21 protein-coding genes are annotated in these 22,653 nt (G+C 65.4%); 11 read left to right on the top strand and 10 right to left on the bottom strand.

Annotated features, from left to right (window positions below; all coding sequences use genetic code 11):
- Window positions 1-3: 3 nt before the first annotated feature.
- Together WCL10_RS06645 and nhaA are read right to left on the bottom strand one after the other, a co-directional pair.
- Window positions 4-459, bottom strand: a complete 456-nt coding sequence (locus WCL10_RS06645; protein WP_336894860.1) for a DNA starvation/stationary phase protection protein — start codon at window positions 457-459, stop codon at window positions 4-6.
- Window positions 460-561: 102 nt separating this feature from the next.
- Complete coding sequence (gene nhaA, locus WCL10_RS06640; RefSeq protein ID WP_336894859.1) at window positions 562-1,734, bottom strand: Na+/H+ antiporter NhaA; 1,173 nt, start codon at window positions 1,732-1,734, stop codon at window positions 562-564.
- A gap of 101 nt (window positions 1,735-1,835) precedes the next feature.
- Here nhaA and WCL10_RS06635 point away from each other — a divergent pair, with 101 nt between their 5' ends.
- From WCL10_RS06635 to WCL10_RS06610, 6 genes are all read left to right on the top strand, one after another.
- Window positions 1,836-3,215 (top strand): glycosyl transferase family protein, encoded by a 1,380-nt coding sequence (locus WCL10_RS06635; RefSeq protein WP_336894858.1) that lies wholly within the window; start codon window positions 1,836-1,838, stop codon window positions 3,213-3,215.
- A gap of 74 nt (window positions 3,216-3,289) precedes the next feature.
- Window positions 3,290-4,375, top strand: coding sequence for a hypothetical protein (locus WCL10_RS06630; protein WP_336894857.1), 1,086 nt, complete (start codon window positions 3,290-3,292; stop codon window positions 4,373-4,375).
- 63 nt (window positions 4,376-4,438) lie between these two features.
- Window positions 4,439-5,353, top strand: a complete 915-nt coding sequence (locus tag WCL10_RS06625; RefSeq protein WP_336894856.1) for a sulfite exporter TauE/SafE family protein — start codon at window positions 4,439-4,441, stop codon at window positions 5,351-5,353.
- Window positions 5,350-6,111 (top strand): TIGR02186 family protein, encoded by a 762-nt coding sequence (locus WCL10_RS06620; protein ID WP_336894855.1) that lies wholly within the window; start codon window positions 5,350-5,352, stop codon window positions 6,109-6,111. Before WCL10_RS06625 ends, WCL10_RS06620 begins: the two co-directional genes overlap by 4 nt.
- A 129-nt stretch (window positions 6,112-6,240) precedes the next feature.
- Window positions 6,241-7,977: a DUF87 domain-containing protein gene (locus WCL10_RS06615; RefSeq protein ID WP_336894854.1), complete on the top strand. Its 1,737-nt coding sequence runs from the start codon at window positions 6,241-6,243 to the stop codon at window positions 7,975-7,977.
- Window positions 7,978-8,161: 184 nt separating this feature from the next.
- Window positions 8,162-8,980, top strand: a complete 819-nt coding sequence (locus WCL10_RS06610; RefSeq protein WP_336894853.1) for a glycoside hydrolase family 75 protein — start codon at window positions 8,162-8,164, stop codon at window positions 8,978-8,980.
- A 34-nt stretch (window positions 8,981-9,014) separates the two neighbouring features.
- On the opposite strand, the gene WCL10_RS06605 is transcribed toward WCL10_RS06610, so the two are convergent.
- The 3 genes from WCL10_RS06605 to WCL10_RS06595 all read right to left on the bottom strand — a co-directional run bounded on the left by WCL10_RS06605 (window position 9,015) and on the right by WCL10_RS06595 (window position 11,642).
- Window positions 9,015-10,478, bottom strand: coding sequence for an MATE family efflux transporter (locus tag WCL10_RS06605; RefSeq protein ID WP_336894852.1), 1,464 nt, complete (start codon window positions 10,476-10,478; stop codon window positions 9,015-9,017).
- 124 nt (window positions 10,479-10,602) lie between these two features.
- Complete coding sequence (locus WCL10_RS06600) at window positions 10,603-11,130, bottom strand: DUF177 domain-containing protein (RefSeq protein ID WP_336894851.1); 528 nt, start codon at window positions 11,128-11,130, stop codon at window positions 10,603-10,605.
- Window positions 11,127-11,642: a ubiquinol-cytochrome C chaperone family protein gene (locus tag WCL10_RS06595; protein WP_336894850.1), complete on the bottom strand. Its 516-nt coding sequence runs from the start codon at window positions 11,640-11,642 to the stop codon at window positions 11,127-11,129. The genes WCL10_RS06600 and WCL10_RS06595 overlap by 4 nt, the downstream gene beginning before the upstream one ends.
- Before the next feature lie 195 nt (window positions 11,643-11,837).
- Between WCL10_RS06595 and bamE the strand changes: the two genes are divergently transcribed.
- The 3 genes from bamE to hslU all read left to right on the top strand — a co-directional run bounded on the left by bamE (window position 11,838) and on the right by hslU (window position 14,334).
- On the top strand, window positions 11,838-12,347 hold the full coding sequence (bamE, locus tag WCL10_RS06590) for an outer membrane protein assembly factor BamE (protein WP_336894849.1): 510 nt from the start codon (window positions 11,838-11,840) through the stop codon (window positions 12,345-12,347).
- Window positions 12,348-12,391: 44 nt separating this feature from the next.
- A complete protein-coding gene (gene hslV / locus WCL10_RS06585; protein ID WP_336894848.1) occupies window positions 12,392-12,967 on the top strand; it encodes an ATP-dependent protease subunit HslV in 576 nt (191 codons plus the stop codon).
- 65 nt (window positions 12,968-13,032) lie between these two features.
- A complete protein-coding gene (gene hslU, locus WCL10_RS06580; RefSeq protein ID WP_336894847.1) occupies window positions 13,033-14,334 on the top strand; it encodes an ATP-dependent protease ATPase subunit HslU in 1,302 nt (433 codons plus the stop codon).
- Here the strand turns inward: hslU and WCL10_RS06575 are convergent.
- On the bottom strand, window positions 14,331-15,701 hold the full coding sequence (locus tag WCL10_RS06575) for a peptide MFS transporter (protein ID WP_336894846.1): 1,371 nt from the start codon (window positions 15,699-15,701) through the stop codon (window positions 14,331-14,333). The genes hslU and WCL10_RS06575 overlap by 4 nt on opposite strands.
- Before the next feature lie 94 nt (window positions 15,702-15,795).
- On the opposite strand from WCL10_RS06575, the gene WCL10_RS06570 reads away from it, so the two are divergent.
- Together WCL10_RS06570 and WCL10_RS06565 are read left to right on the top strand one after the other, a co-directional pair.
- The gene (locus WCL10_RS06570) at window positions 15,796-15,996 is read left to right on the top strand and encodes a DUF1737 domain-containing protein (RefSeq protein ID WP_336894845.1); all 201 of its coding nucleotides are present in this window, start codon (window positions 15,796-15,798) and stop codon (window positions 15,994-15,996) included.
- Window positions 15,993-16,460 carry an N-acetyltransferase gene (locus WCL10_RS06565; RefSeq protein ID WP_336894844.1) on the top strand — a complete coding sequence of 156 codons (468 nt, stop codon included), beginning with the start codon at window positions 15,993-15,995 and terminating at the stop codon, window positions 16,458-16,460. The genes WCL10_RS06570 and WCL10_RS06565 overlap by 4 nt, the downstream gene beginning before the upstream one ends.
- Here the strand turns inward: WCL10_RS06565 and WCL10_RS06560 are convergent.
- The 4 genes from WCL10_RS06560 to WCL10_RS06545 all read right to left on the bottom strand — a co-directional run bounded on the left by WCL10_RS06560 (window position 16,441) and on the right by WCL10_RS06545 (window position 22,055).
- Complete coding sequence (locus WCL10_RS06560) at window positions 16,441-18,273, bottom strand: ABC transporter ATP-binding protein/permease (RefSeq protein ID WP_336894843.1); 1,833 nt, start codon at window positions 18,271-18,273, stop codon at window positions 16,441-16,443. The two genes, WCL10_RS06565 and WCL10_RS06560, sit on opposite strands and share 20 nt — an antisense overlap.
- Before the next feature lie 189 nt (window positions 18,274-18,462).
- A complete protein-coding gene (locus WCL10_RS06555) occupies window positions 18,463-19,401 on the bottom strand; it encodes a retroviral-like aspartic protease family protein (RefSeq protein ID WP_336894842.1) in 939 nt (312 codons plus the stop codon).
- A gap of 81 nt (window positions 19,402-19,482) precedes the next feature.
- Window positions 19,483-21,006, bottom strand: a complete 1,524-nt coding sequence (locus WCL10_RS06550; RefSeq protein ID WP_336894841.1) for a lipopolysaccharide biosynthesis protein — start codon at window positions 21,004-21,006, stop codon at window positions 19,483-19,485.
- Window positions 21,003-22,055, bottom strand: coding sequence for a glycosyltransferase family A protein (locus WCL10_RS06545; RefSeq protein ID WP_336894840.1), 1,053 nt, complete (start codon window positions 22,053-22,055; stop codon window positions 21,003-21,005). The genes WCL10_RS06550 and WCL10_RS06545 overlap by 4 nt, the downstream gene beginning before the upstream one ends.
- Window positions 22,056-22,653 lie beyond the last annotated feature (598 nt).

Here is a 22,653-nt window from a genome sequence, read left to right as displayed (position 1 = left end):
CAATCAGCCGAGGATCGAGCTCAGGAACCAGACCCGCTGCTGGGCCTGGTCGGTCCAGTCGTCGGCCATGCCTTCGGTGGCGTTGTCACCCGCCTCGGTCGCGGCGGCCTTGGCTGCGCGGATGCGGGTGACGAGCGCGGCGTTGTCGTCACGAAGGGCGGCGACCATGGCCATGGCATTGACATCAGCGCTGTCGTCGTCGGCGATCACGGTGTGTCCGCCGATCGAACTGATCGAAGTCAGCGTCCGCCCGCCGTTCTTGCGCACGCGCTCGGCGATGACATCGGTCAGGGCAAAAAGCTCGGTCGCCTGAGTGTCGAACAGGAGGTGCAGATCGTGGAACTGCGGGCCCTTGACGTGCCAGTGGTAGTTCTTGGTCTTGAGATAGAGCGCGAAGTAATCGGCAAGGAGGCCATTGAGCGTGTCGATCAGGGCCTTGGCTGCGTTGTCACCGGGCATGGTGGTTTCCTGTCCTGCGAGTCTGGGTATGCAGCGGTTCATACATCACTTGCGCATTGATGTTTCGCGCAAATAGCGCGTTTCCATGATCGCCTGGCTCGATCAGTGCGGGTTCGCCGGAGGGGCGAAGCGCAGCAGCGCGGCGCCGGCCAGCGCGGATATGAGCGAACCCGCCAGCACGCCGAGTTTGGCTTCCTCGACCAGCGCCGGAGCATTGGCAAAGGCGAGCGCGCCGATAAACAGGCTCATGGTGAAGCCTATGCCGCATAGCAGCGCCATGCCCCACAAGTGGAGCAGCCCCGCACCCGCCGGCCGCGCGGCGATCCCGGCGCGCTCGCAGACCAGAACCGCCAGCAGCACGCCCGTTTGCTTGCCGAGAATCAGGCCGAGCGCGATGCCCATTGGCAAGGGGGCCAGCGGATCACCCGCGCCCAGTGCGACGCCCGCATTGGCGAGGCCAAACAGCGGCACGATCACGAAGCCGCTCACGCCGACCAGCGCATGCTCGAGCCGCAGCAGCGGGCTGTCACCGTGCCGGTCGAGCCCGGTGGGGATCGTGAAGGCGGCGAGCACCCCGGCCACGGTCGCGTGGATGCCCGAATGGAGGATCGCCAGCCACAGAACGGCAGCCAGCACCAGATAGGGAGGCAGCGCGCGCACACCGAATCGGTTCAACGCCGCCATGGCCGCGAGCACGAGCGCTGCCAGCGCAAGCCAGCTGGGCGCAAGAGCGGCGGTGTAGAACAGCGCGATCACCGCAATGGCACCTATGTCGTCCACCACCGCGACGGTAAGCAGGAACAGGCGGACCGCTGGAGGCACCCGCTTGCCCAGCAGCGCGAGCACGCCGAGCGCGAAGGCGATATCGGTCGCGGCGGGAATGGCCCAGCCGCCGCGCAGGGCGGGATCGGGCCAGGTCATCGCCAGATAGACCAGCGCAGGGACCGCCATTCCCGCGATCGCCGCGATCACCGGAAGGCGCCGCCGGGCGCTGTCTGCCAGCGCGCCCATCACGAATTCCCGTTTTATCTCAAGCCCTACGACGAGGAAGAACACCGCCATGGCGGCATCGTTGATCCAGTCGTGCAGAGTGGAAAGCCGCGCGACCGGGGTCCACGGCAGGGGGTGGACGAAGAGTTCGTGCCAGCCATGGGCGAGCGGCGAATTGGCCAGGACGAGCGCCAGCGCCGCACAGGCCATCAGCACCAGACCCGGTGCCGCATCGCTTGACGCGGGAGCGCTGTTCTGCCCGCCAGGCCTTTGGATTCCAACCATTTTCGAACCAATCCTTCGGCCGGGTGTCGTTGCCTCGACAAGCTTTCGGGGCTATCCCTCAGGCAGGGGTTTAGTGCCGATCGGGGCGCGAGGGCAAGGCAATGACGCCGTCTTACGCGGCATTGGAGTGGCTCGGCCGCGCCGAGCATGAACTCCTTCTTTTCGCTGCGATCTGGTTCGCGGTGGGCGCCCTTGATGAGCTTGGCATAGACCTTCTCTGGCTCTGGTTGCGCATCACCGGAAAGGTACGAACCGGCCGGGCACCGAGTGATTTCAATGCGCCCTTGCGCGGGGTTGCCGCAGTGCTCGTGCCGGCCTGGCAGGAGGCGGCAGTGGTCGGCACGATGCTCGCGCACGTCCTGAAAGTCTGGCCGCAGGCGGAGCTGCGGGTCTACGCCGGATGCTATCGCAACGACGCGGCGACGCTCGCCGCGATGGTCGGCGCGGCGAGCGATCCGCGTTTGCGCATCGTGGTGCATGACTGTGTCGGCCCCACAACCAAGGCCGACTGTCTCAACCGGCTCTATCATGCGCTGGAGGAGGACGAGGCGCGCGGCGGCTTTCGCGCGCGCAGCGTGATCCTCCACGATGCCGAGGACATGGTTCACCCCGCTGCGCTGGCGCTGCTCGATCGCGGGCTCGACGATGCCGATTTTGTCCAGCTGCCGGTCCGGCCGGAACCGCAGGCGGGATCGCCGTGGATCGCGGGGCACTATTGCGACGAATTTGCCGAGTCGCACGGCAAGGCCATGGTGGTGCGCGACTGGCTGGGCGTGGGCCTGCCTTCGGCCGGGGTGGGCTGCGCCTTCTCGCGCGCCTCGATCGATGCCATCGCGGCGCAGCGCGGATCGGCCGAGCCGTTTGCCGCAGAATGCCTCACCGAGGATTACGAATGCGGCCTGCTTGTCGACCAGATCGGCGGTGCCGCCCGGTTTGTACGGACGCGCGATTCCGAGGGCCGACTGGTGGCGACGCGCGAGTTCTTCCCGGCGGGGCTTGCCTCGTCGGTGCGGCAGAAGACCCGCTGGATGCATGGAATCGCGTTCCAGGGCTGGGACCGGCTGGGGTGGGATGCCCGTCCGCTCGAGCTGTGGATGCGGCTGCGTGACCGGCGCGCCCCGCTTACGGCGATCGTGCTCGCTGCGGCCTACCTGCTGCTGATCATCTCCTCGGTGCTGTTCATTGCGACCGTGTCTGGCCACTACCGTCCGCAGCCGATCGATCCCGCGCTGCGGCTGCTGCTGATCGTCAACCTCACAGCGCTCGCCTGGCGGTGCCTGTTCCGCGCAGTATTCACCGCGCACGAGTACTCGCTGGGTGAGGGGATCATGGCGGTGCTGCGGATGCCGCTGGCCAACTTGATCGCGATCATGGCGGGCCGCCGCGCGATCATTGCCTACTTGGCCTCGCTCTACAGCGGCAAGGTGAAATGGGATCACACCATTCATCTCAGCCACCCAGCACTCGCCGCAGTCCGCTGACGCGGCCGGCGCCCCCGATGCCGGCCCGAAATCGGGTCAGCGGTCCGCGCGGGCAACCGGTCATTGCCCTGGCGATGATCCTCGCGATGTGGATTGCCGTGCGGATGACATTCATTGCGCTCGAGCCCGACTTTGCCGCCGAGGTGGCCGATCCACCAAGGGCCCGCCGGCCCAATCGCCCCGCGCGGCCAGCGCCCGAAACGGCGCTCACCGCCGCGCCGGTGCCGCTGCAATTTGCCCCGCATGAGGCGCCAAACCGCGCCGGCCTTGCCTCGCTCGCCGCGCCGGATGAGCTGCAACGCTTGGGCGTAAAGACCGCTTGGCAATCGTCTGCCGCTGCTGCCGAGGGAACGGCCTTGCCGATCGCAGTTGCCGCCGCGGCCTGCGCAAGCGAGGATTGTGCCGGCAAGGTTCGCGCGCGGGGGACCCGCCCCCCGCCGCCGCCGTTCGTCCCGCTCAAAGTTCTTCCCGGGCGCAGTCAGGCTTCCCGACCCCGATGGACTGCCGATGGCTGGGTCCTGCTCCGCGGCGCGGACAGCGCACCGGGGCTGGCGGCGGGCGCCGCGTCCTATGGCGGCAGTCAGGCCGGGGCCGTGCTGCGCTATGCGCTCGCCCCGGGCAGTGGGCTTCGTCCACAAGCCTACGCGCGGATTTCAGCGGCGCTGGGCGGGCCGGTCCGCCAGTCGGAAAGTGCATTCGGGCTCATGCTGCGTCCGGTGCGGCACCTGCCGCTGGCGGTGATGGGCGAGCTCAGAGTGCAGGAAAGCAACGGGCCGGCAAGGGCTCGGCCAGTAGTCATGGCGGTGACCGAGCTGCCTCCACTGCGCTTGCCGCTCGGCGCTGATGGAGAGTTCTATGCCCAAGGCGGCTGGGCGGGCGGGCGCGATGCCACAGCATTCTATGACCTTGCCGCCACAGTGCAGCGCCGCATCGCCGATCCGCTGCGCGGTTTCCGGTTGAGCGCGGGCGGCGGCCTGTGGAGCGGCGGACAGCGCGGCGCGGCGCGGCTCGATGTCGGGCCCAGGATCGAGGTGAGGACCATGTTCGGCCCGTCCTCGCGCCGAATGGCCGTGCGCATCGGGGCCGATTGGCGCTTTCGCGTGGCCGGCCGCGCCCAGCCGGGCTCTGGCCCTGCACTGACGCTTTCGGCGGGATTCTGATCGGGAAAAATCGGCGCCCAAGCGTTCCCAAGCCGGACCGGACCGGCTAGCCTTGCCCGCAGGATGGATGTTTACCTCCCTATCGCCAATCTTTCGGTCAACGGCCTCGTCATCGCCGCGCTTGGCGTGCTGACCGGGCTTCTGTCCGGCATGTTTGGTGTGGGCGGCGGGTTTCTCACCACCCCGCTGCTGATCTTCTACGGCGTGCCGCCCACCGTTGCGGCGGCTTCGGCCGCGAGCCAGGTGACGGGCGCGAGCGTTTCGGGTGCCTTTGCCCATGCCCGGCGCGGCGGCATCGACTACCAGATGGGGGCGGTGCTGGTGGCGGGTGGGGTGATCGGCACGGGGATCGGCGCCCTGCTGTTCCGCCTGCTCCAGGCGCTCGGCCAGATCGATACGGTGATCAACATCCTTTACGTGCTGATGCTCGGCGGGATCGGCAGCCTGATGGCGCATGAAAGCCTGAGCGCACTGCGCGCCGAGCGCAGCGGCAAGCCTCTCCCGGCGCGCAAGCGGCGTCACCATCCGATCGTCGCCAGCCTGCCGCTGCGCTGGCGCTTCTATCGCTCCGGGCTCTACATCTCGCCGCTCGCCCCGCTCCTGCTGGGGGTGTTCACCGGCATTCTCACGATGCTGATGGGCATCGGCGGCGGCTTCATCCTCGTGCCGGCAATGCTCTACATTCTGGGCATGGGGGCGGGTGTGGTTGTCGGCACTTCGCTGTTCCAGATCCTGTTCGTGACGATGGCGACGACGATGATGCATGCGCTGACCACGCGTGCGGTCGATATCGTGCTGGCGGTGCTGCTGCTGATCGGCTCGGTTACCGGCGCGCAGATCGGTGCGCAGTTCGCGCAGAAGGCGAAGCCGGAGCAACTGCGCCTGATCCTTGCGGTCATCGTGCTGGCGGTTGCAGTGCGCATGGCGCTCGGGCTCGGCTACCGGCCGGACGAGATCTATACAGTGGTGGCGCAATGATGCCTGGCCGCCTCGCCGCGCTGGTGCTGGCGCTGCTCCTGCTCACGGGCGCACGCGATCCGATCCTGGTGCCCGAGATCTCGCAACACGAAATCCAGGTGCGGCAGGGCTTTACCGGGGCCGATCTGCTGCTGTTCGGCGCCATCCTGACGCCGGAGGGTGCGCGCGCGGCGGGGGATTATGATATCGTCGTGCTGCTCGAAGGCCCGGCGCGTTCGATCGTGGTGCGCGAGAAGCGCAAGGTGGCGGGCATCTGGGTCAACGCCAGCGGAACCGAATTCCGCTCTGCGCCCAGCTTCTATGCGCTGGCCTCATCGCGCCCGATCGCACAACTGGTCGATGGCAAGACCGCGGCGATCTACGAGATGGGGCTCAAATGGCTGCAGCTCTCGCCGGTGGGTGTGATCGATCCGACCGAGCAGCAGCGCTTTTCGGATGGTCTTGTTGATCTCATGCGCCGGCAGGGGCTCTACCAGCAGAACGAGACTGCGGTGAAAATCAGCGGCCAGGTGCTCTACCAGGCGCGCATTTCGCTGCCCTCGAGCGTACAGACGGGCACATATACCGCCGAGACTTTCGCGGTGCGCGACGGGCGCGTGGTGGCCTCCGCAATTTCGCGCGTGACGGTGCGCAAGGAAGGCTTCGAGCGGCTGGTGGCCTACAATGCCGAGCGCAACGGGTTCCTCTACGGGCTCTTTGCCGTGCTCGTTTCCGTGACCATGGGATGGATCGCCGGCCGGCTCTTCGCGCTCGTCTGAACAGCGGCGGAAAATGCGGCGCTTGGCTTGGTATGGCTCAGGGACCATTCCGGATGATTAGCCAGTTTTTAACCGTCGAAGGTTAGGTCTGATCTCAGCAATGCCGTTCAGGGCAGGGATCAGGTGGCGATGACGGATATGAGCATCAATGGCCTAGAGAGTGCAGGCAGGGCAACGCCCGCCGACCTCGCGGCAAACGGTGCGCGCCCGGCAGTGACAACGGATGTGCGGGGAACGCCCCGGGCAGCCGCTGCCGACAACGCCCGCCGGCCCATCGGCTACGTGCTCGATGTTTCGGGCGCGGGCAGTTCGATCGCGCTCGATCTCACCCGGCTCGAGGAATGCATGGTCGACGGCGACCCCTCGATCTCGCTGGCTGGGCAAGTCGGCAGCCAGCTCAAGATCCGCGTCGGTGGCGGCTGGCTGCTTGCCAGCGTGCGCACCCAGCGCCAGGACATGAGCGCAGGCAACGACGGCGTGATCATTGCGCAGGTCGACTTCCTTGGCGAGGGCGACGAGGAGCGCCTGACCGGCAAGATCTACGGTTTCCGCCGCGGTGTGACGCGCTATCCTGTCCCGGGCTCGCCGATCTATCCTGCAACCAGCACCGACCTTCGCCAGATCTACGCCTCGGACGGGCGCACGAATATCACCATCGGCACCGTGTTCCCCACGCGCGACATCCGCGCCGGGCTCTATGTAGATGCGCTGCTGGGCAAGCACTTCGCGCTGCTCGGTTCGACCGGCACCGGCAAATCGACCAGCGCGGCGCTCATTCTGCACCGCATCTGCGAACTGGCGCCCGAGGGTCACATCGTGATGATCGACCCGCACGGCGAGTACATGCAGGCCTTCCGCAACACCGGTCATCTGCTCGACGTCTCGAACCTCAACATGCCCTACTGGCTGATGAATTTCGAGGAGCACTGCGAGGTCTTCCTCACCTCGACCGGCACAGACCGCCAGATCGATTCGGACATCCTCGCGAAGTGCCTGCTGCAAGCACGGCACAAGAACCGGCTCGCCGAACAGATCGGCAAGATCACCGTCGATTCGCCGATCCCCTATCTGCTCTCCGAGCTGATCAACATTCTTCAGAACGAGATGGGCCGGCTCGACAAGGGCCACACCTCGGTCCCCTATCAGCGCATCAAGACCAAGATCGAGGAACTGCGCGGCGATCCGCGGTATCAGTTCATGTTCTCCGGCATGCTGGTGGGCGATACCATGGCCGAGTTCATCGGCCGCGTCTTCCGCCTGCCCTCGCACGGCAAGCCGATCTCGATCATCGACGTCTCGGGCGTGCCTTCCGAAGTCACGTCCACCGTGGTCGCGGTGCTCTCGCGCCTCGTTTTCGACTACGCGATCTGGTCGCGCGACGAGGAAACCCGCCCGATCCTGCTGGTCTGCGAGGAAGCGCATCGCTACGTGCCGGCGGAGAAGAACACCGACGGTTCCTCGGTTGGCCGCATCCTTTCGCGCATCGCCAAGGAAGGCCGCAAGTACGGCGTTTCGCTTGGCCTCATCACGCAGCGCCCGTCCGACCTTGCCGAAGGCGTGCTCAGCCAGTGCGGCACGATCATTGCCATGCGCCTCAACAACGAGCGCGACCAGGCCTTCGTTAAGGCGGCAATGCCCGAAGGAGCGCGCGGCTTCCTCGATTCGATCCCGGCGCTGCGCAACCGGGAATGCATCATTTGCGGTGAAGGCGTCTCGATCCCGATCCGCGTCGCTTTCGACGAACTTGCGCAGGCGCTGCGTCCGGCCTCGGCCGACCCGTCGTTCTCCGAACTGTGGGGGCGTTCTGGCGGTGAGGAAATGGCCGTGGAGCGCACGGTGCAGCGCTGGCGGGCGCAGTCGCGGTAGGTGGCATTATCATGGGTTTGTTTCGGCGTGCCCACGATTGAGAATTCATCATAGCGCGGCGTTTCTGAATGGTGAGAGAGCAGCCTAGTGCAAAAGCAACGGTTTGTTTTGCCAGTTCGGCTCCTACGCAGAATTGATTTCGAACCCGATCAGGCCTATTCTGAAAAAAATCAGGGAGGTCCTAATGATTCGTGGCCTTTTTTCCGCAGTTGTGGGAACTGTCTTAATGGTAAGCGGTTCTCCGGCGCAAGCGACCGATTGTATTGAATTGGGCGGGCTGTTCAAAAATCTCGATACAGCCCAAGCGATACAACTAAAGGCCAGCGGTGCCGCCGGGAAAACCTACAAAAAACTCTACGATGTTTGTGATAAATTAAACACATTTAATGGAAAGCCGTTGCCGAAATACGGTAATCCGCCCAAAAGGCGTAAATGCTCAACCGATCCCAACATGGTGAAAGGAATCTGGAAGTTTCCAGACGGCACGATCGTTTTCATTTCAAAAGCATCGGTTGATGCGGATGGCTCGCCGCTCTCTCAAAGTGCGACCGGAACAAATCAACCAGAGACTAGTCTGAAATGGGATGATACTGGTAAATCAGTTGATGCAGAGGCAGTGCCTTTCATTGTTATTCCTCTAAATCGAGCGGGCGTATCCTTTTCTACGGATGCAGGCGTAACGACTGGTGATCTCAACATCGCAGTCAGGGGTAACAAATGTTCTGCCGATATTGTTGCAGACCAAGGGCCAGGTTTCCGGCTGGGAGAGGGAAGTCTTCGGATGCACGAGGATCTTGGGAATCCGCAGTGTGTCGTCGCCAATCAGGTGCCCTGCAAAAAGCTTGTCGGGGGTGGTTCAGGCCGAGGTTTGCCCTCTGTCGGGTACATCATCTTTCCCGACTCAAAGCGATCGCAGATAAATGTCAGCGATTTGGCCGCCATCCAGTCCGCAGCAATGGATCGAGCAATGGTGTTTCTGCGGAAATTTCAGCGAGCGCCATGATTTCGCCTCCTGCCTGCGGGGTGCCTAAACACCTTCAAAGCGCAGGTGCCATCCGCCCCGAGCAATCCCCATCGGCCTGTGATTCCTCGCTGCATTCGTCCTGATCGACCACGCGGGCCTTCTGGCGCCAGCCGGGGCGGCGGTAGGCGATTGTGGCCATGAGGACGGCGGCGGCGGAGCCGACGGGGAAGGAGAGCCAAAGCGCGTCGGGGCCGAGTGCGGGGTAGGCGGCGGCGTAGAAGCCGAGGCGGACGGGGTACATCGCGATACCGAGAACGGCGATGGGAACGAGCACCACGCCGCCGGCGCGCATCGTGCCGAACAGGACGATGGTCATGCCGAAGAGCACGTAGCTCCAGCTGGCGAGGAACTGGATGTGGCGGGCGGCATCCACCGCGGGGCTGGTGGGACCGAGGAACAGCGTCAGCACCGGGCGATCGAAGGCGAGGAGCAGGAGCGTGAGCGTGCCGGTGATCGAGATATTGAGGATGAGCCCGGCCCGGGTGATCTTGCCTAGGCGGCTTGCGAGGCCCGCGCCGATGGTCTGCGCAGCCATCGCGCTGAGCGCGGCGGAGATCGCCATGGCGGGCATCTGGAGGTAGGTCCAGACTTGCAGCGAGGCGCCGTAGGCCGCGCTCAGCATGGCGCCTTCCTGGTTGACGAGGCCGATCATGATGAGGCCCGAGGCCGAGATCATCAGCATCTGCGCGCCCATGGGGAGGCCCTTGATCAGGATGTAGCGCAGCTCTGCGGCGTGGGGGATGAGGTAGGCAAGTTCGCGGCCGCGCAGGCGCAGCGGGAGGTTCCTTGCGTAGACATAGACCACAAGGCCGAGCATCGCGGCGTAAGAGGCGATCGCGGTGGCGAGCGCGGAGCCGGCGATGCCGAGCGGCGGGATCGGGCCGAAGCCGGCGATCAGCAGCGGGTTGAGCGCTATGTCGAGCACGACCGAAACAACCATGAAACGCAGCGAGGTCTGCGCGTCGCCGGCGCCGCGGAGGCCCATCCCGACGATCACGGTGATTGTCGAGGCGGGCATCGCAACGAAGATCAGGCGCAGGTAAGTGAGCGCGAAAGCGAAGATTTCGGGCGGGGTGCGCATCAGCGTGAGGAGATGCGGGGTGAAGATCCAGCCCAGCGGCCCAAGCACAAGCGAGAGGCCGACGCAAAGGCCGATGGCAGTGCCGAACGTGCGGCGCGCGGCATCGGTATTGCCCGCGCCGAAGGCCTGGCCGACCTTGACGGTGGCGGCCATGCCGAAGCCGAACACGGCGGCGAAGAGCAGGAACATCACGACGTTGGCGTTCGCGGTGGCGGCAAGTGCACTATCGCCCAGGAGGCGGCCCACCCAGATCGAATTGACCGAGCCGTTGAGCGCTTGGAGGATGTTCGAGGCGAGCGTGGGCGCGGAGAAGATGAGCAGGGTGGAAAGTATGGGCCCCTGCGTCAGATCGCGGTGGCCGGTGCGGGGGCCGTGCTGCGGGGCGCGATCGGTCATGGTGTTACGGCCTTCTGCAACGCTGAAAGGGCGGGATTTACCCCTCCACCACCCGCCGCGCTGGCGGTCCTCCTCGCCATTTGCGCTTCGTGAAAACGGGGAGGATTGATCTGGGGCGGGCGCATCAGTCCTGCTTCTTCAGCGCGGCGAGGGCGGCGAAGGGGCCGGTGGGGGCTTCATCGTTTAGGCCGTGCTCGGCGCGGAACTTCTCGGCGTTCGGGCCTTCGGCGAAAGGATCGATGGCGAGTGCCAGGGTCTGGGCGAGGGCTTCGCCGAGATCGAAGGCGGTACCTTCATAGACGATCTCGTCGCAGTCTTCGGCGGTGAGTTCGATCTCCTCGTCGGGGATCGTTGCGCCTCCCGGGGGGACGAAGCGCAGGTGGACCTGCTCGTCGATATGGACCGGGAAATCCTCGGCCGAGACGCGGCAGGCCTGGATCACGTCGGCGGTGAGGCGGCCGCTGGCGGTGACGCGCTCGCCTTCGCGCAGGAGCTGGACCGTGGCCTGCATCGCGGGAATGGCCGTAATGGCGAAGCGGGCGGCGAGGCGTTCGCGGGCGGCCTCATCGGGTTCGAGCATGAGCGGCGCATCGGTGATCTGGCGCAGATCGACCATGACGCTGTACTCTGGCGCGGCGCCGGGTGTGATCATCTCCCGATTTCTCCTGCCAGCACGCGGTAGCCCGGCACGAGCGCAAGGCCGGCAGCAAAGGCGCGGGCGCGCTGGGCGACGAAGAGCGGATCGGCGCCCGAGGTGAGCGTGACATTGCGGCGCACAGCCTCAGCCATCGCATCCTCGCCGCCGGCAAGGCCTTCACGGTAGGCCCCAAGGCGGCCGCCGAGTGTGCCCATGAGCTTGCCGATATGCTTGCCGACGACGACATCGCCGACGCCTTGTTCGCGCAGCTGGCCGTCCATATCCTCGACAAACAGTTCGGTGAGGTGCGCGCTGGGGGCGATCAGTGCCTCTTCGCGTTCCATGCGCAGCATGACGAGCGAGAGGACAAGTGTGATCATGTCGAAGCGGCCCGCGAGCGAGTCGGTGACGCCGCAGTCGCGATACCATTCCTTCTCGCGCGCGATGGCGACCGTGCGGTGCCAGAGCTCGCGCACAGTGTCGCGATCATCCTGCCGGGCGCCGAACAAGCGGGCGAGGAATGACATGAGGGTACGTCCTTCTCGAATGAGCGGCGCGGTTCAGCACAGGGAAAGAGCCGGAGCGCCATTGCAGGAATGCCTTGTGCGCCTTAAGGCACGAGGCGATCAGTGGCGATATAGGGTCCGCTTGCCAATTGGCAAACGCCCCGATCGGGCACGGCGAGAGGCCGGGCCGGGCGCCTGATGAAGTCGGAGTGACGCATGCGAGGGAATGGCGGGATCAAGGGACTGCGTGCGGCGGCAGTGCTGGGCGGGCTGGCGCTGATGGCGAGCGGCTGTGCCAGCATCAAGGACCACCGCGGCTATCTGATCGACCCGGCGCTGACGGGTTCGGTGCAGCCGGGCATCGACAACCGCCTTTCGGTCGAGCGCGCGCTTGGCCAGCCGACCTTCAAGAGCGAGTTCGGCAAGCAGATCTGGTACTATGTCTCCATCGACACGAAGCAGCGGCCGTTCAAGCGGCCCGCGACCGGCGCGCAAAACGTGCTGATGGTGAGCTTCGACGCCAAGGGCAACGTGGCGAGCGTGGAGCGGCGCGGGATGGAGAAAGTCGTCTCGCTCAACCCCGATGGCCACAAGACGCCGACGCTTGGCCGCACGCGCAGCTTCTTCGAAGACCTGTTCGGCAATATCGGCTCTGTCGGTGCGATTCCGGGCCAGGCGGGCGGGCCGGGTGGCGCGCCGGGCGGTTCGGGCCCGAACGGGAGCTGAGCGCGCCCGCTTGAACCGCGTTTTGTGCCCCCCATATCGGGCTCATGAACGACACACATTCGGCCCACGGGCTCGTACAGTGGCACGGCACCACGATCATCGGCGTCAGGAAGAACGGCCGCACCGTCATTGCCGGTGACGGGCAGGTTTCCATGGGCAACACCGTGATGAAGCCCAATGCGCGCAAAGTGCGGCGTATTGGCGCTTTGGATGAAGCAGGGCGAGGCAAGGTCATCGCCGGGTTCGCGGGTGCGACTGCGGATGCCTTCACCCTGTTCGAGCGGCTGGAGCGCAAGCTGGAGCAGCACCGCGGCCAACTGATGCGCGCCGCGGTGGAACTCGCCAAGGACTGGCGGACCGACAAGTACCTGCGCAATCTCGAAGCGCTGATGATCGTCGCGGATGCCGAGACGATGCTGATCCTGACCGGCAACGGCGATGTGCTGGAGCCCGAAGGCGGAATCGCGGCAATCGGCTCGGGCGGGAACTATGCGCTGGCCGCGGCCAAGGCGCTCGATCCTTATGAGGACGATGCGGAAAAGATCGCGCGGCGGGCCATGCAGGTGGCGGCCGAGGTGTGCGTCTTCACCAATGACCGCGTGACGCTGGAAGAGATCTGAGTGCGCGACTGCGCGCCTGCCCACCCCCAACCCCTCCCGCAAGCGGGAGGGGAGTGAGAGAATCCATGATTGAAAGCCTTACCCCCAAAGCCATTGTTGCCGCGCTTGATGCGCATATTGTCGGCCAGGCCGATGCGAAGCGGGCGGTGGCCGTCGCGCTGCGCAATCGCTGGCGGCGGCAGAAGCTGTCGCCCGAACTCCGCGACGAGGTGACGCCGAAGAACATCCTGATGATCGGGCCGACGGGCTGCGGCAAGACCGAGATCAGCCGCCGGCTGGCGAAGCTGGCAGAAGCGCCGTTCGTGAAGGTCGAGGCGACCAAGTTCACCGAGGTTGGCTACGTCGGCCGCGATGTGGAGCAGATCGCGCGCGATCTGGTGGAAGAAGCGGTGCGGCTCGAGAAGGAGCGGCGGCGCGAGGCCGTGCGCGAGGCGGCGAGCAAGGCGGCGATGGACCGGCTGCTGAAGGCGCTGGTGGGCGATGGCGCCAGCGAGGCGACGCGCGAAAGCTTTCGCCAGCGGATCGGCGAAGGCTCGATGAACGACGTCGAGGTCGAGATCGAGGTGGAGGACACGCCGTCCAAGCCTATGGAGATTCCGGGCATGGGCGGCGGGGTCGGCATGATCAACCTCTCCGAGATGATGGGCAAAGCCTTCGGTCAGAAGCCCTTGAAGCGGCGCAAGCTGCGGGTGGCGGATGCCTGGGACAAGCTGGTCGACGAAGAGGCCGAGAAGCGGATGGATCAGGACGACGTCGCGCGCGCGGCGCTGATCAATGCCGAGACCAACGGCATCGTGTTCATCGACGAGATCGACAAGATTGCCGTCAGCGACGTGCGCGGCGGTTCGGTGAGCCGCGAGGGCGTGCAGCGCGATCTGCTGCCGCTGATCGAGGGCACGACGGTCGCGACCAAGTACGGGCCGATGAAGACAGACCACGTGCTGTTCATCGCCTCGGGTGCGTTCCATGTGGCGAAGCCCAGCGACATGCTGCCCGAATTGCAGGGGCGCTTGCCGATCCGGGTGGAGCTTTCGGCGCTCTCCGAAGATGACTTCGTGCATATCCTCTCCTCGACGCGGGCCAACCTCGTCGAGCAGTACCGGGCGCTTCTGGGCACCGAGCAGGTGACGGTGGACTTCACCCCCGATGCGATCCGCGCGGTGGCGCGGACCGCGGCGCAAGTGAACGAGAGCGTCGAGAACATCGGCGCGCGGCGGCTGCAGACGGTTATGGAGAAGCTGCTGGAAGAGGTGAGCTTCGAGGCCGAGGATCGGCGCGGCACGACGGTGACGATCGATGCGGCCTATGTGGCGGACAAGCTGGCGGGGTTGGCTGGGAATACCGACCTGTCGAAGTATATCCTCTAGGCTTCGTCCTGCGCCAGCAGTTGGCCCAGCACCGGTGTGGCGAGCAGGATGCCAAGGCCCGCACCGGTGCAGATGGCGGCGTTGAGCAGCCAGAAGCCGGCGGGGCCCATGCTTTCGTACAGCCCGCCCATCCAGCCGCTGATGAGGCTTCCGGCTGCTACAGCGAGCATGCAGATGCCGACCAGCGTGCCGCGCAAGCTTTGTGGGGCGCGGGTGCCGTAGAGGCCGAGGATCACGGGGGCGTAGTACATCGCGCCGAAGTTTGATGTGATATGGAACAGCAGCGGGAGTGCGATCGGTGCGCGGCCGCCCATATTGGCGAGGAGCGGTCCGGCCGCGAGCAGAGCGACGCTGAGCCCGAAGATGATGCTGCCGATGGCCAGCTTGGTGAGCACATCGGGTTCGCGTCCGCGCTTGGCTTGCTGGGCCCAGATCCACAGCACGAGCGGGATGAACAGCGCGGGCGCGAGGCCGTCGAGCGACTGGAACCATGGGACGGGGACGGTGAAGCCGCCCACATCGAGGTCCACGCTGTCGCGCAGCCAGATGTTGTAGACGTTCCAGATCTGGGCTTGCGCAATCCAGTATCCCACAACCATCGGCCAGATCAGGAGCAGGCCGAGGACGCGGCGGCGCTCTCCGGGGGTCAGCGGCGGGCGTTTGCCCGAGGGCGCGGGCGCGTGCTGCTGTTCGGCGGGAAGCCAGACCTGGCCGCCGAGATAGACCATGAGGCCGATCAGCATGCCGAAGCCCGCCACCGCAAAGCCCGCATGCCAGCCCCAGATCGCCGCAACGCTGCCGCTGAGGATCGGCGCGGCGGAGGCGCCGATATTGATGCCGAGATAGTAGTACTGGAATGCGTTGACCTCGCGAGGGTCGCCGTCGGCGTAGAGCGATTTGACTTGCGCCGAGAGATTGCCGCGAAGGAGGCCTGCGCCGCACATGAGGAGGACGAGCGCGATGAGGAACGTGCGGTCGAAGGCGAGGGCGAAGTGGCCCATGGTCATCATCGCCGCCCCGCTGCCGACGGCAATCTTGCGGCCCGTGATGCGGTCGCCGATCCAGCCGCCAAGCAGGGGAAAGCCGGTTACGCAGGCGTAGTAGTAGCCGAAGGTCTGGAGCGCGAGCGCCTGGGGGCCGAGCGGGCCGGAGGTGCTTTCGAGGAAGGCGCGGAAGGCCGGGAAGCCGATCACCGTGGCGACGCGGGCAGGATCGAGCAGCAGGTCGCCGGTCATGTAGAGCACCAGCATGGCGACCATGCCGTGGAACGAGACGCGGTCCCACAGTTCAGTGCCGGCGAGGACCCATAGGCCCTTGGGCTGGCCGAAGAGTTCGCCGTTTTGCTCGCTTGTTGCCCGAACCGTCATTGTGCTCCCCGTCTGACCGCGCAAGGTGAACGAACCGGCGCGCTTTGCAAGGAATGGTGATGCAGGCTGGATGGCCTTGCCCTATAGGTCAGGCATGTACACCACCCCCGAAGACCGCCCGATCTACCGCCTCCTCACCGGAAAGGATGACCGCGCGTTTTGCGACCGGGTTTCCGAAGCGCTGGAGCAGGGCTGGCGGCTTTATGGCTCGCCCTCGATCACGTGGGACGAGGAAGCGGGTTGCATGAAGGCGGCGCAGGCGGTGGTGTGGCATGAGGCGGATGTGGTGAAGTGACCGCGGTCTCCGTCAGGCGGCTGCAAACTTGCGATGGATCCACGCTGCGGGCGGTCAACATCTTGTTTGCGCAAGTGTTTGACGACCCGGAGAGCTACGCGAGCACGCCGCCCGACGATGCCTATCTTGCTCGCCTGTTAGCGCGCAGGGAGTTCGTGGCGCTTGTGGCCGATAGCGGACAGGGGCTGGCCGGCGCCCTTGTGGGTTACGAGCTTGCAAAGTTTGAACAGGCCCGCAGCGAGTTCTACATTTACGATCTTGGTGTGGCGGACGCGATGCGCCGCCGGGGTGTTGCCACGGCTCTGATCGATGCGTTTTGCGTCATTGCAAACGCGGGCGGTGGTCATGTCGCGTTTGTTCAGGCGGACTACGAGGACCTCCCCGCCATCGCCCTCTATGAGAAGCTTGGGCAGCGCGAGGAAGTGCTTCACTTTGATATCCCCGTCACTCCGCGGCTTCGCTGAGATCTTCGCTTTCGGCGGCCTGCCGGTTCCACATTTCGGCGTAGAGTCCGTCGCGGCGCAGCAGTTCGGTGTGATTGCCGCTTTCCGCCAGCCGCCCCTGATCGAGCACGAGGATGCGGTCGGAATCGGCGATGGTCGAGAGGCGGTGCGCGATCGAGATGGTGGTGCGCTGGTCTGCCACGCCGCGCATGGTGGTGAGGATATCCTGCTCGGTGCGGGTGTCGAGCGCGCTGGTGGCTTCGTCGAACAGGACGATCGGCGGGTTTTTCACCAGCGTGCGGGCGATGGCGACGCGCTGCTTTTCGCCGCCCGAAAGCTTGAGGCCGCGTTCGCCGACTTCGGTTTCGAGGCCCTTGGGCAGGCGCGATAGGAGATCGGTGATCGCCGCGCCGCGCACGGCGGCCTCGACGTCCTCGGTTGTTGCGCCCTCGCGGCCATAGGCGATGTTGTAGCCGATGGTATCGTTGAACAGCACCGAGTCTTGCGGGACGATACCGAGCGCGGCGCGCAGGGAGGTCTGCGTGACTTTGGCGATATCCTGCCCGTCGATCAGGATGCGGCCCGACCACGGATCATAGAAGCGGAATAGCAGGCGCGCGATGGTGCTCTTGCCTGCGCCAGATGGGCCGACGATGGCGACGCGGTTGCCGGCGGGCACTTCGAACGAGAGGCCGTGGAGGATCGTGCGGTCGCGGTCATAGCCGAACAGGACATTGTCGAAGACCACGCTCGGCTGCCGGATCACGAGCGCGGGCGCGCCGGGGGCATCGGCCACTTCGACTTCGGTATCGATAAGGCGGAACATCTCGGCCATGTCGATCAGGCCCTGGCGGATCGTGCGGTAGACCATGCCGAGCATGTCGAGCGGGCGGAACAGCTGGGTGAGGTAGGTCTGCACGAAGACGAGCTGGCCTGCGGTGTACCAGCCCTTCGACCAGCCCCACGCGGTATAGGCGAGCGCGCCGGCCATGAGCAGGTTGACCACGAAGGCCTGGGCGATGTTGAGCAGGCCGAGGCTGTTTTCGCTGGCGACGGCAGCATCGGCATAGGCGCGGGTGGCGCGGGCGTAGCGCTCCTGTTCGCGCGCTTCGGCGCCGAAGTATTTCACCGTCTCGTAGTTGAGCAGCGAATCGACCGCGCGGCTGAGCGCCTGCCCGTCGAGCCGGTTCATGCGTTCGCGCAAGTGGCTGCGCCATTCGGTGATCGCGCGGGTGACCCAGATATAGGCGACGACAGCGACGGCGGTGGCGGCAACGAGCCCCCAGCCGAACGTGAAATAGAAGATGATCGCGACCACGATCAGCTGCAGGATCGTCGGCGCGATGTTGAACAGCATGAAGTAGAGCATCGTGTCGATGCTCTTGGTCCCGCGCTCGATCACTTTGGTGACCTCACCGGTGCGGCGGGCGAGGTGGAACCTGAGCGAGAGTCGGTGGAGGCGGGCGAAGACGTTTTCGGCGAGCGCCCGGGTCGCGTCCTGTCCGACGCGCTCGAACACGATGTTGCGCAAGTTGTCGAACACGACACCGAGGAGTCGGCCGGCAGCGTATGCGAGGACGGTGAGCATCACGAATGCAGGCAAGCGCTGGCCGGCGACGAAGCCCGGGCCGGTGTTCATCGCATCAACCGCCCACTTCAGCAGATAGGGCAGCGCAAGCTGGGTGCCGGTCGAGAGCAGGATCAGCGCGCTGGCGACGACAATGCGCCAGCGCAGCGCCGGATTGTCCTTCGGCCAAAGGTAGGGGAGGAAGCGCTTGAGCGTCAGCCATCCATCGTGGCGAGCGTTCGGATCGGTAGCGGTATCTGGCGGCATTTCCCCCAGATAGGGGGTTTGGCGCGTTTCGCCAGTCTTGATGCTGCTACCTTGAGAACTCTCACCCAGCCCGCTCATGGTGCGGTTGTCGAACCATGCTGGCGCGGCGCGTGCGGCAGCGCTCTTCGACTGGCTCAGCGTGAGCAGATTTGTGGGCGGCGACCTGGTGGCGGGAGCCGGGCCCAGACCTCAGAACCGGAAAGGGATTTCCGCACTGCTGGGCAGGTCGAAGAGTATCCGCTTGGTCGCAAAATCGATGGCGACGCGGTGGAACAGTTTGAGCTGGTTCATGCCCATGAACAGCGCGGGGCGCTTGACCAGTTCGAGCTTCTCGAAGGCCGGGGTATCGGCAAAGACCATCATCGAGTTGCTCATCGTCATCGTGCCGAGCTTCAAGGTGCGGGCCATGGCGATATCAGCGGTGATGACCTGGCCGGTGACGGACTGGAGCTGTGTGGTCTCGCCCTTGCGGCGCTTGGCCAGCGCCTTTTGCAGTGCGCGGTTGCCGATCGAGGTGTCGGAGCCGGTGTCGATGACGATATCGGTGCGCACGCCGTCGATCACCGCGTTGGTCATGATCAGCTGGCCGGAACGGCGGCGAGCCTGAACGACGATCTCGAAACCGCGGCTGCCGCCGAGCTGCATGGCATCGCCAATGGACATGCGCTTCTTGTCGAAATCGAGGAGCACACGCTGGTCTTGCAGGCTGTCGAGCCCGATGATCCCGTCGGCGCCGATATTGTAGCCTTCGAGCAGCGGTGCGGTGAGACCGTAGAAGCTGCGGCGGCCGAGGTTGATCTCCTCTATCTCGACCAGATCGACACTCTGCGTGCCGGCTATGCCGATGAGGAGGCCCTGGCCGGACGTGGGCAGGCGCAGGCGCTGGGCGATGTCGCGCGCAAGCACGGTGCGCTCGGCGCCGGTATCGACGAGGAAATCGAAAGGCCCCGCCGAACCCCCTTGGTGGCCGATGCGAACGGGCACGGTCATGCGGTCGTGCCGGTCTATATCGGTGCGCACGACATCGACGGCCGTGGCGGCATCGCCTGCGGGGGGCACGGCGGCTGGCAGGGCTGCGGGCGCGGCCAGCGCCAGCGCGCCGGAGGCGAGAATTGGCGTAAGGGCCATGGCTTCCATCTCCTGAGTAAGCTTCATACGCCTTTCGGAGCGCTGTGCCTATCAGTGTTCAGCGCTCGGGCCGTAATGGGGTCAGGTGACGGCAGGCTGGGCGCGGCGCTGGCGCAAGCTCATCACGATTTCGCTGAGGAGGCCGATGATTTCGCCGAACAGGGGGTGCCCGGCAAGGCGCAGCGTGACGAGCCAGCACAGCACGCCAAGCCCGGAGGTCGTCAGCATCTGCAGCGCCCCCGCCTCGGCCGCAGGCTGCCACAGGGCATAACTGGCCAGCGCCGGGGCAACGGCGGCGGCCGTGACGAGCAGACTGCGCAGATAGATCAACGCCAGATCACGCCAGCGAAAGCCCAGCATGTCTTGCATGAGCGGCGCATAGATGCCCATGAAGATGATGCCATGGGCAAAGCGCGAGATCGCCACCCAGATCAGGCCAAAGGGGGCGGAGAGCGCCAGCAGCAGGATCGAGGCGGCGGTTTCGATCACGTTGCGGCGGATAAGGCTCCGCATCCGGTCCAGCAGCAGCGGCAGATCGCTGTTGAGCGGCAGGGCGACATAGCAGAGCTGGGAAAGCGCGACCCAGCCCAGCAGCGGGGCTGCGGCGATCCAGCGTTCCCCGTAAAGGAGGTGGATGATCGGCTCGGCCAACACCGCGATGCCCGCCATCGCCGGCCAGGTGACGCCGGTATAGGCCGCGACCACGCGCAAGTAAGGAGGCCCAAGCGGCTCGCCGTTGTCGCGCACGCGGCGGAAGGCGGGGTAGAACACACCCGTTACCGCACCTGCGACGAGCAGGCGCAATTGCAGCGCGAGGCCCGAGGCGCGGGCGAAAAGGCCGACAGCGGCATTGTCGATAAGGCGGCCGATGACGAGTTCGGGCGCGCGCCCGGTAATCGAGTAGCACACCGAGAGCACGCTGTTGGTGCCGCCGAGCTTGAACACAGGTGCGGCGCCTTCAAGGCGAAGCGGCCAGGGCAGCATCAGCCCGGCGCGCCACTGGCTCACCACCAGGCGGGCGCCCTGCTGCGCAAAGGCCCCCCACGCCAGCGCGAGCGCGCCGTAGCCCATCACCGCAAGCGTAATCGCGGTTACGGCATTGGCGAGCGCGGAGCCGACTTCGATCATCGTGTTCGACTGATAGTCCATGCGGCGCTGGCAGGTCGCCTGCGGCACAATGGCAAGCGGCACGAGGAGGTAGGAGCAGGCGATAACCAGCGCGACCGGTCGCATAGCGGGATCATGATAGAAGGCCGCAATCGGACCCGAGGCAAGAATCGCGAGAAACGCGATGCCCCAGGCGAAGACGACCGAGATGGTGAAGGCGGTATGGAGCTTGTCCGCCGTCAGCTCGCGCTCGCCGTTGATGTAGCGGGTGACGCCGAAGTCCTGGAGGAAAGCGACGAGCGTGACGGCTGCAAAGGCGATCGAGAAAAGGCCGAGCTCTGCGGGCGTTATGAACCAGCGCGCGAGCACGATGCTGGTGACGAACTGGAGCGCGAAGGAGGTGTATTGCGAAACAAGCGCCCAGGCTGCAGCGGTGCGCACCGACATCACCGGCGGCTGCTCTGCAAGCTCGGCGATGAGGCGGTCGGTCCGGGTCATCCCTCGCTCTCCAGGAAGCTGGGGAACATTGCAGAGTTGACCGCGCCGCGGCTGTGAGCCCGTCGCCGCCAGCGCAGCATCGGGCGGGCGAGCGCGGGAAAGAGCGTCCAGAGCGTGAATGCGGCCTGCCAAACCGGGCCGCCGACCTGATCGCGTACGCCGCGCAGTTCGATGAGGCCGCGGGATGTGTCGCCATCGACGATGCAGTCTATGGCGTGCTCGAACGCGAGCGCGGCGCGGCTTTCGCCAAGCAGGCGATCGAGCAGCGCGACTTCGGGGGCGTCTGCCGGCAGAGCGGCGCGGGCCTTTTCATAGGCGCGGATATTGCCGAGCAGCATGCGCCCGGCATTGGCCGAGGCGCTGCCAGGGCGGACGCGGTACTCACCCAGCACTGCGTCGATATAGCGGGCGGTGCCGCCGAGCAGCATGAGCCGCACCCAGAAGTCGAAATCTTCCGACTGCGCCATGCGAGTATCGAACCCGCCAATCGCCTCGAAATCGGCGCGGCGGAAGGTGCTGCCGATATAGACGTTGAACGAGCGGTCGAGCACGTCGGCGAGGCTGCCCGAGGTGGCCTGGCCGCGCTCGACACAATTGCGCGGCCGCCTGACCGCGCCGAAAATGCGTGCATTGCAGGTGACCAGCCGCACATCGTGATCGCCCTCGAGGATCGGGACGACGTTGGCGAGATAGTCCGGTCGAAACAGGTCGTCGCCATCGAGCAGCGCGACAAGGGGAGCGCTCGCATCGGCAATCGCCCGGTTGCGAGCAGCCGAAACGCCGCGGTTGGAAGTGGCCATGAAACGGATGCGCGGATCCGCAAGGAACGGGGCGACGGCCCCCGCGACATCGTCCGGCGCGCCGTCATCAATGACAATGCATTCCCACGCGGTGAATGTCTGGCGCTGGAGAGAAGTCAGCGCCTCGCCAAGCAGATGCGCGACTCCATAGGCAGGCAGGATCACCGCCACGCGTGGACGCGCGGGACGGGCGCCCTTCTGGCCTTGCGGAGACGCAGGCCCGGGCACGGGGAGGGAATCGCTGTTCATCTGCCATCGGAACTAGCCCCGGGGCGCTTAAGGATTGGCTTACGAAAGCCGAGTCGGACCCGATTCTGGCGATTCTCTCGCCTGATTCGCCGGTGAGACGAACTTGGAGGGGCGCGCAACAATCGCAAAGTCCCCTGTTTCCGGGGGGTTTGCGACTTGTTTCAAAAAAAATGCAAAATCCCGTTGACGGGCAGGAACCCCCTCCATATATGCCCGTTCACCGGCAGGGACGGGCTGAAACGCTCCTCTCCACCGGTCGCCAACATAGTCGGACACCAAGTCCCCCGGTAGATAAAATCGGGGAACACTGGTTGTCCGCCAAATTCTGTCTGGTGGGTTCTTTGACATCGTTGATTTAGATGAAGGGACATGTGGGCGACGGCGCCCGGTGTCGAGGGTCTTTGGGCTTCGAACACCGGTAACCAAGTCGATGCCATAACATGTCCTAACGTAACCATACGTTTGACAAGTGCAGGTATCGGCTCCCGAAGTTAGGTATCGTGCGGTCTGCGGGTTTACCCGTGCCGCAAGGTATTTTGACAAAACTTGAGAGTTTGATCCTGGCTCAGAACGAACGCTGGCGGCATGCCTAACACAT

Origin of the sequence: Novosphingobium sp., assembly GCF_037133355.1 — a bacterium.
Lineage (GTDB): Bacteria > Pseudomonadota > Alphaproteobacteria > Sphingomonadales > Sphingomonadaceae > Novosphingobium.
This window is presented reverse-complemented; position numbering and strand designations above follow the sequence as displayed.

Bases quoted from the DNA above. Each gene is read 5' to 3' on its own strand.
- WCL10_RS06645 (WP_336894860.1), bottom strand. From the start codon at position 459: ATGCCCGGTGACAACGCAGCCAAGGCCCTGATCGACACGCTCAATGGC.
- nhaA (WP_336894859.1), bottom strand. From the start codon at position 1,734: ATGGTTGGAATCCAAAGGCCTGGCGGGCAGAACAGCGCTCCCGCGTCA.
- WCL10_RS06635 (WP_336894858.1), top strand. From the start codon at position 1,836: ATGACGCCGTCTTACGCGGCATTGGAGTGGCTCGGCCGCGCCGAGCAT.
- WCL10_RS06630 (WP_336894857.1), top strand. From the start codon at position 3,290: ATGATCCTCGCGATGTGGATTGCCGTGCGGATGACATTCATTGCGCTC.
- WCL10_RS06625 (WP_336894856.1), top strand. From the start codon at position 4,439: ATGGATGTTTACCTCCCTATCGCCAATCTTTCGGTCAACGGCCTCGTC.
- WCL10_RS06620 (WP_336894855.1), top strand. From the start codon at position 5,350: ATGATGCCTGGCCGCCTCGCCGCGCTGGTGCTGGCGCTGCTCCTGCTC.
- WCL10_RS06615 (WP_336894854.1), top strand. From the start codon at position 6,241: ATGACGGATATGAGCATCAATGGCCTAGAGAGTGCAGGCAGGGCAACG.
- WCL10_RS06610 (WP_336894853.1), top strand. From the start codon at position 8,162: ATGATTCGTGGCCTTTTTTCCGCAGTTGTGGGAACTGTCTTAATGGTA.
- WCL10_RS06605 (WP_336894852.1), bottom strand. From the start codon at position 10,478: ATGACCGATCGCGCCCCGCAGCACGGCCCCCGCACCGGCCACCGCGAT.
- WCL10_RS06600 (WP_336894851.1), bottom strand. From the start codon at position 11,130: ATGATCACACCCGGCGCCGCGCCAGAGTACAGCGTCATGGTCGATCTG.
- WCL10_RS06595 (WP_336894850.1), bottom strand. From the start codon at position 11,642: ATGTCATTCCTCGCCCGCTTGTTCGGCGCCCGGCAGGATGATCGCGAC.
- bamE (WP_336894849.1), top strand. From the start codon at position 11,838: ATGCGAGGGAATGGCGGGATCAAGGGACTGCGTGCGGCGGCAGTGCTG.
- hslV (WP_336894848.1), top strand. From the start codon at position 12,392: ATGAACGACACACATTCGGCCCACGGGCTCGTACAGTGGCACGGCACC.
- hslU (WP_336894847.1), top strand. From the start codon at position 13,033: ATGATTGAAAGCCTTACCCCCAAAGCCATTGTTGCCGCGCTTGATGCG.
- WCL10_RS06575 (WP_336894846.1), bottom strand. From the start codon at position 15,701: ATGACGGTTCGGGCAACAAGCGAGCAAAACGGCGAACTCTTCGGCCAG.
- WCL10_RS06570 (WP_336894845.1), top strand. From the start codon at position 15,796: ATGTACACCACCCCCGAAGACCGCCCGATCTACCGCCTCCTCACCGGA.
- WCL10_RS06560 (WP_336894843.1), bottom strand. From the start codon at position 18,273: ATGCCGCCAGATACCGCTACCGATCCGAACGCTCGCCACGATGGATGG.
- WCL10_RS06555 (WP_336894842.1), bottom strand. From the start codon at position 19,401: ATGGCCCTTACGCCAATTCTCGCCTCCGGCGCGCTGGCGCTGGCCGCG.
- WCL10_RS06550 (WP_336894841.1), bottom strand. From the start codon at position 21,006: ATGACCCGGACCGACCGCCTCATCGCCGAGCTTGCAGAGCAGCCGCCG.
- WCL10_RS06545 (WP_336894840.1), bottom strand. From the start codon at position 22,055: ATGAACAGCGATTCCCTCCCCGTGCCCGGGCCTGCGTCTCCGCAAGGC.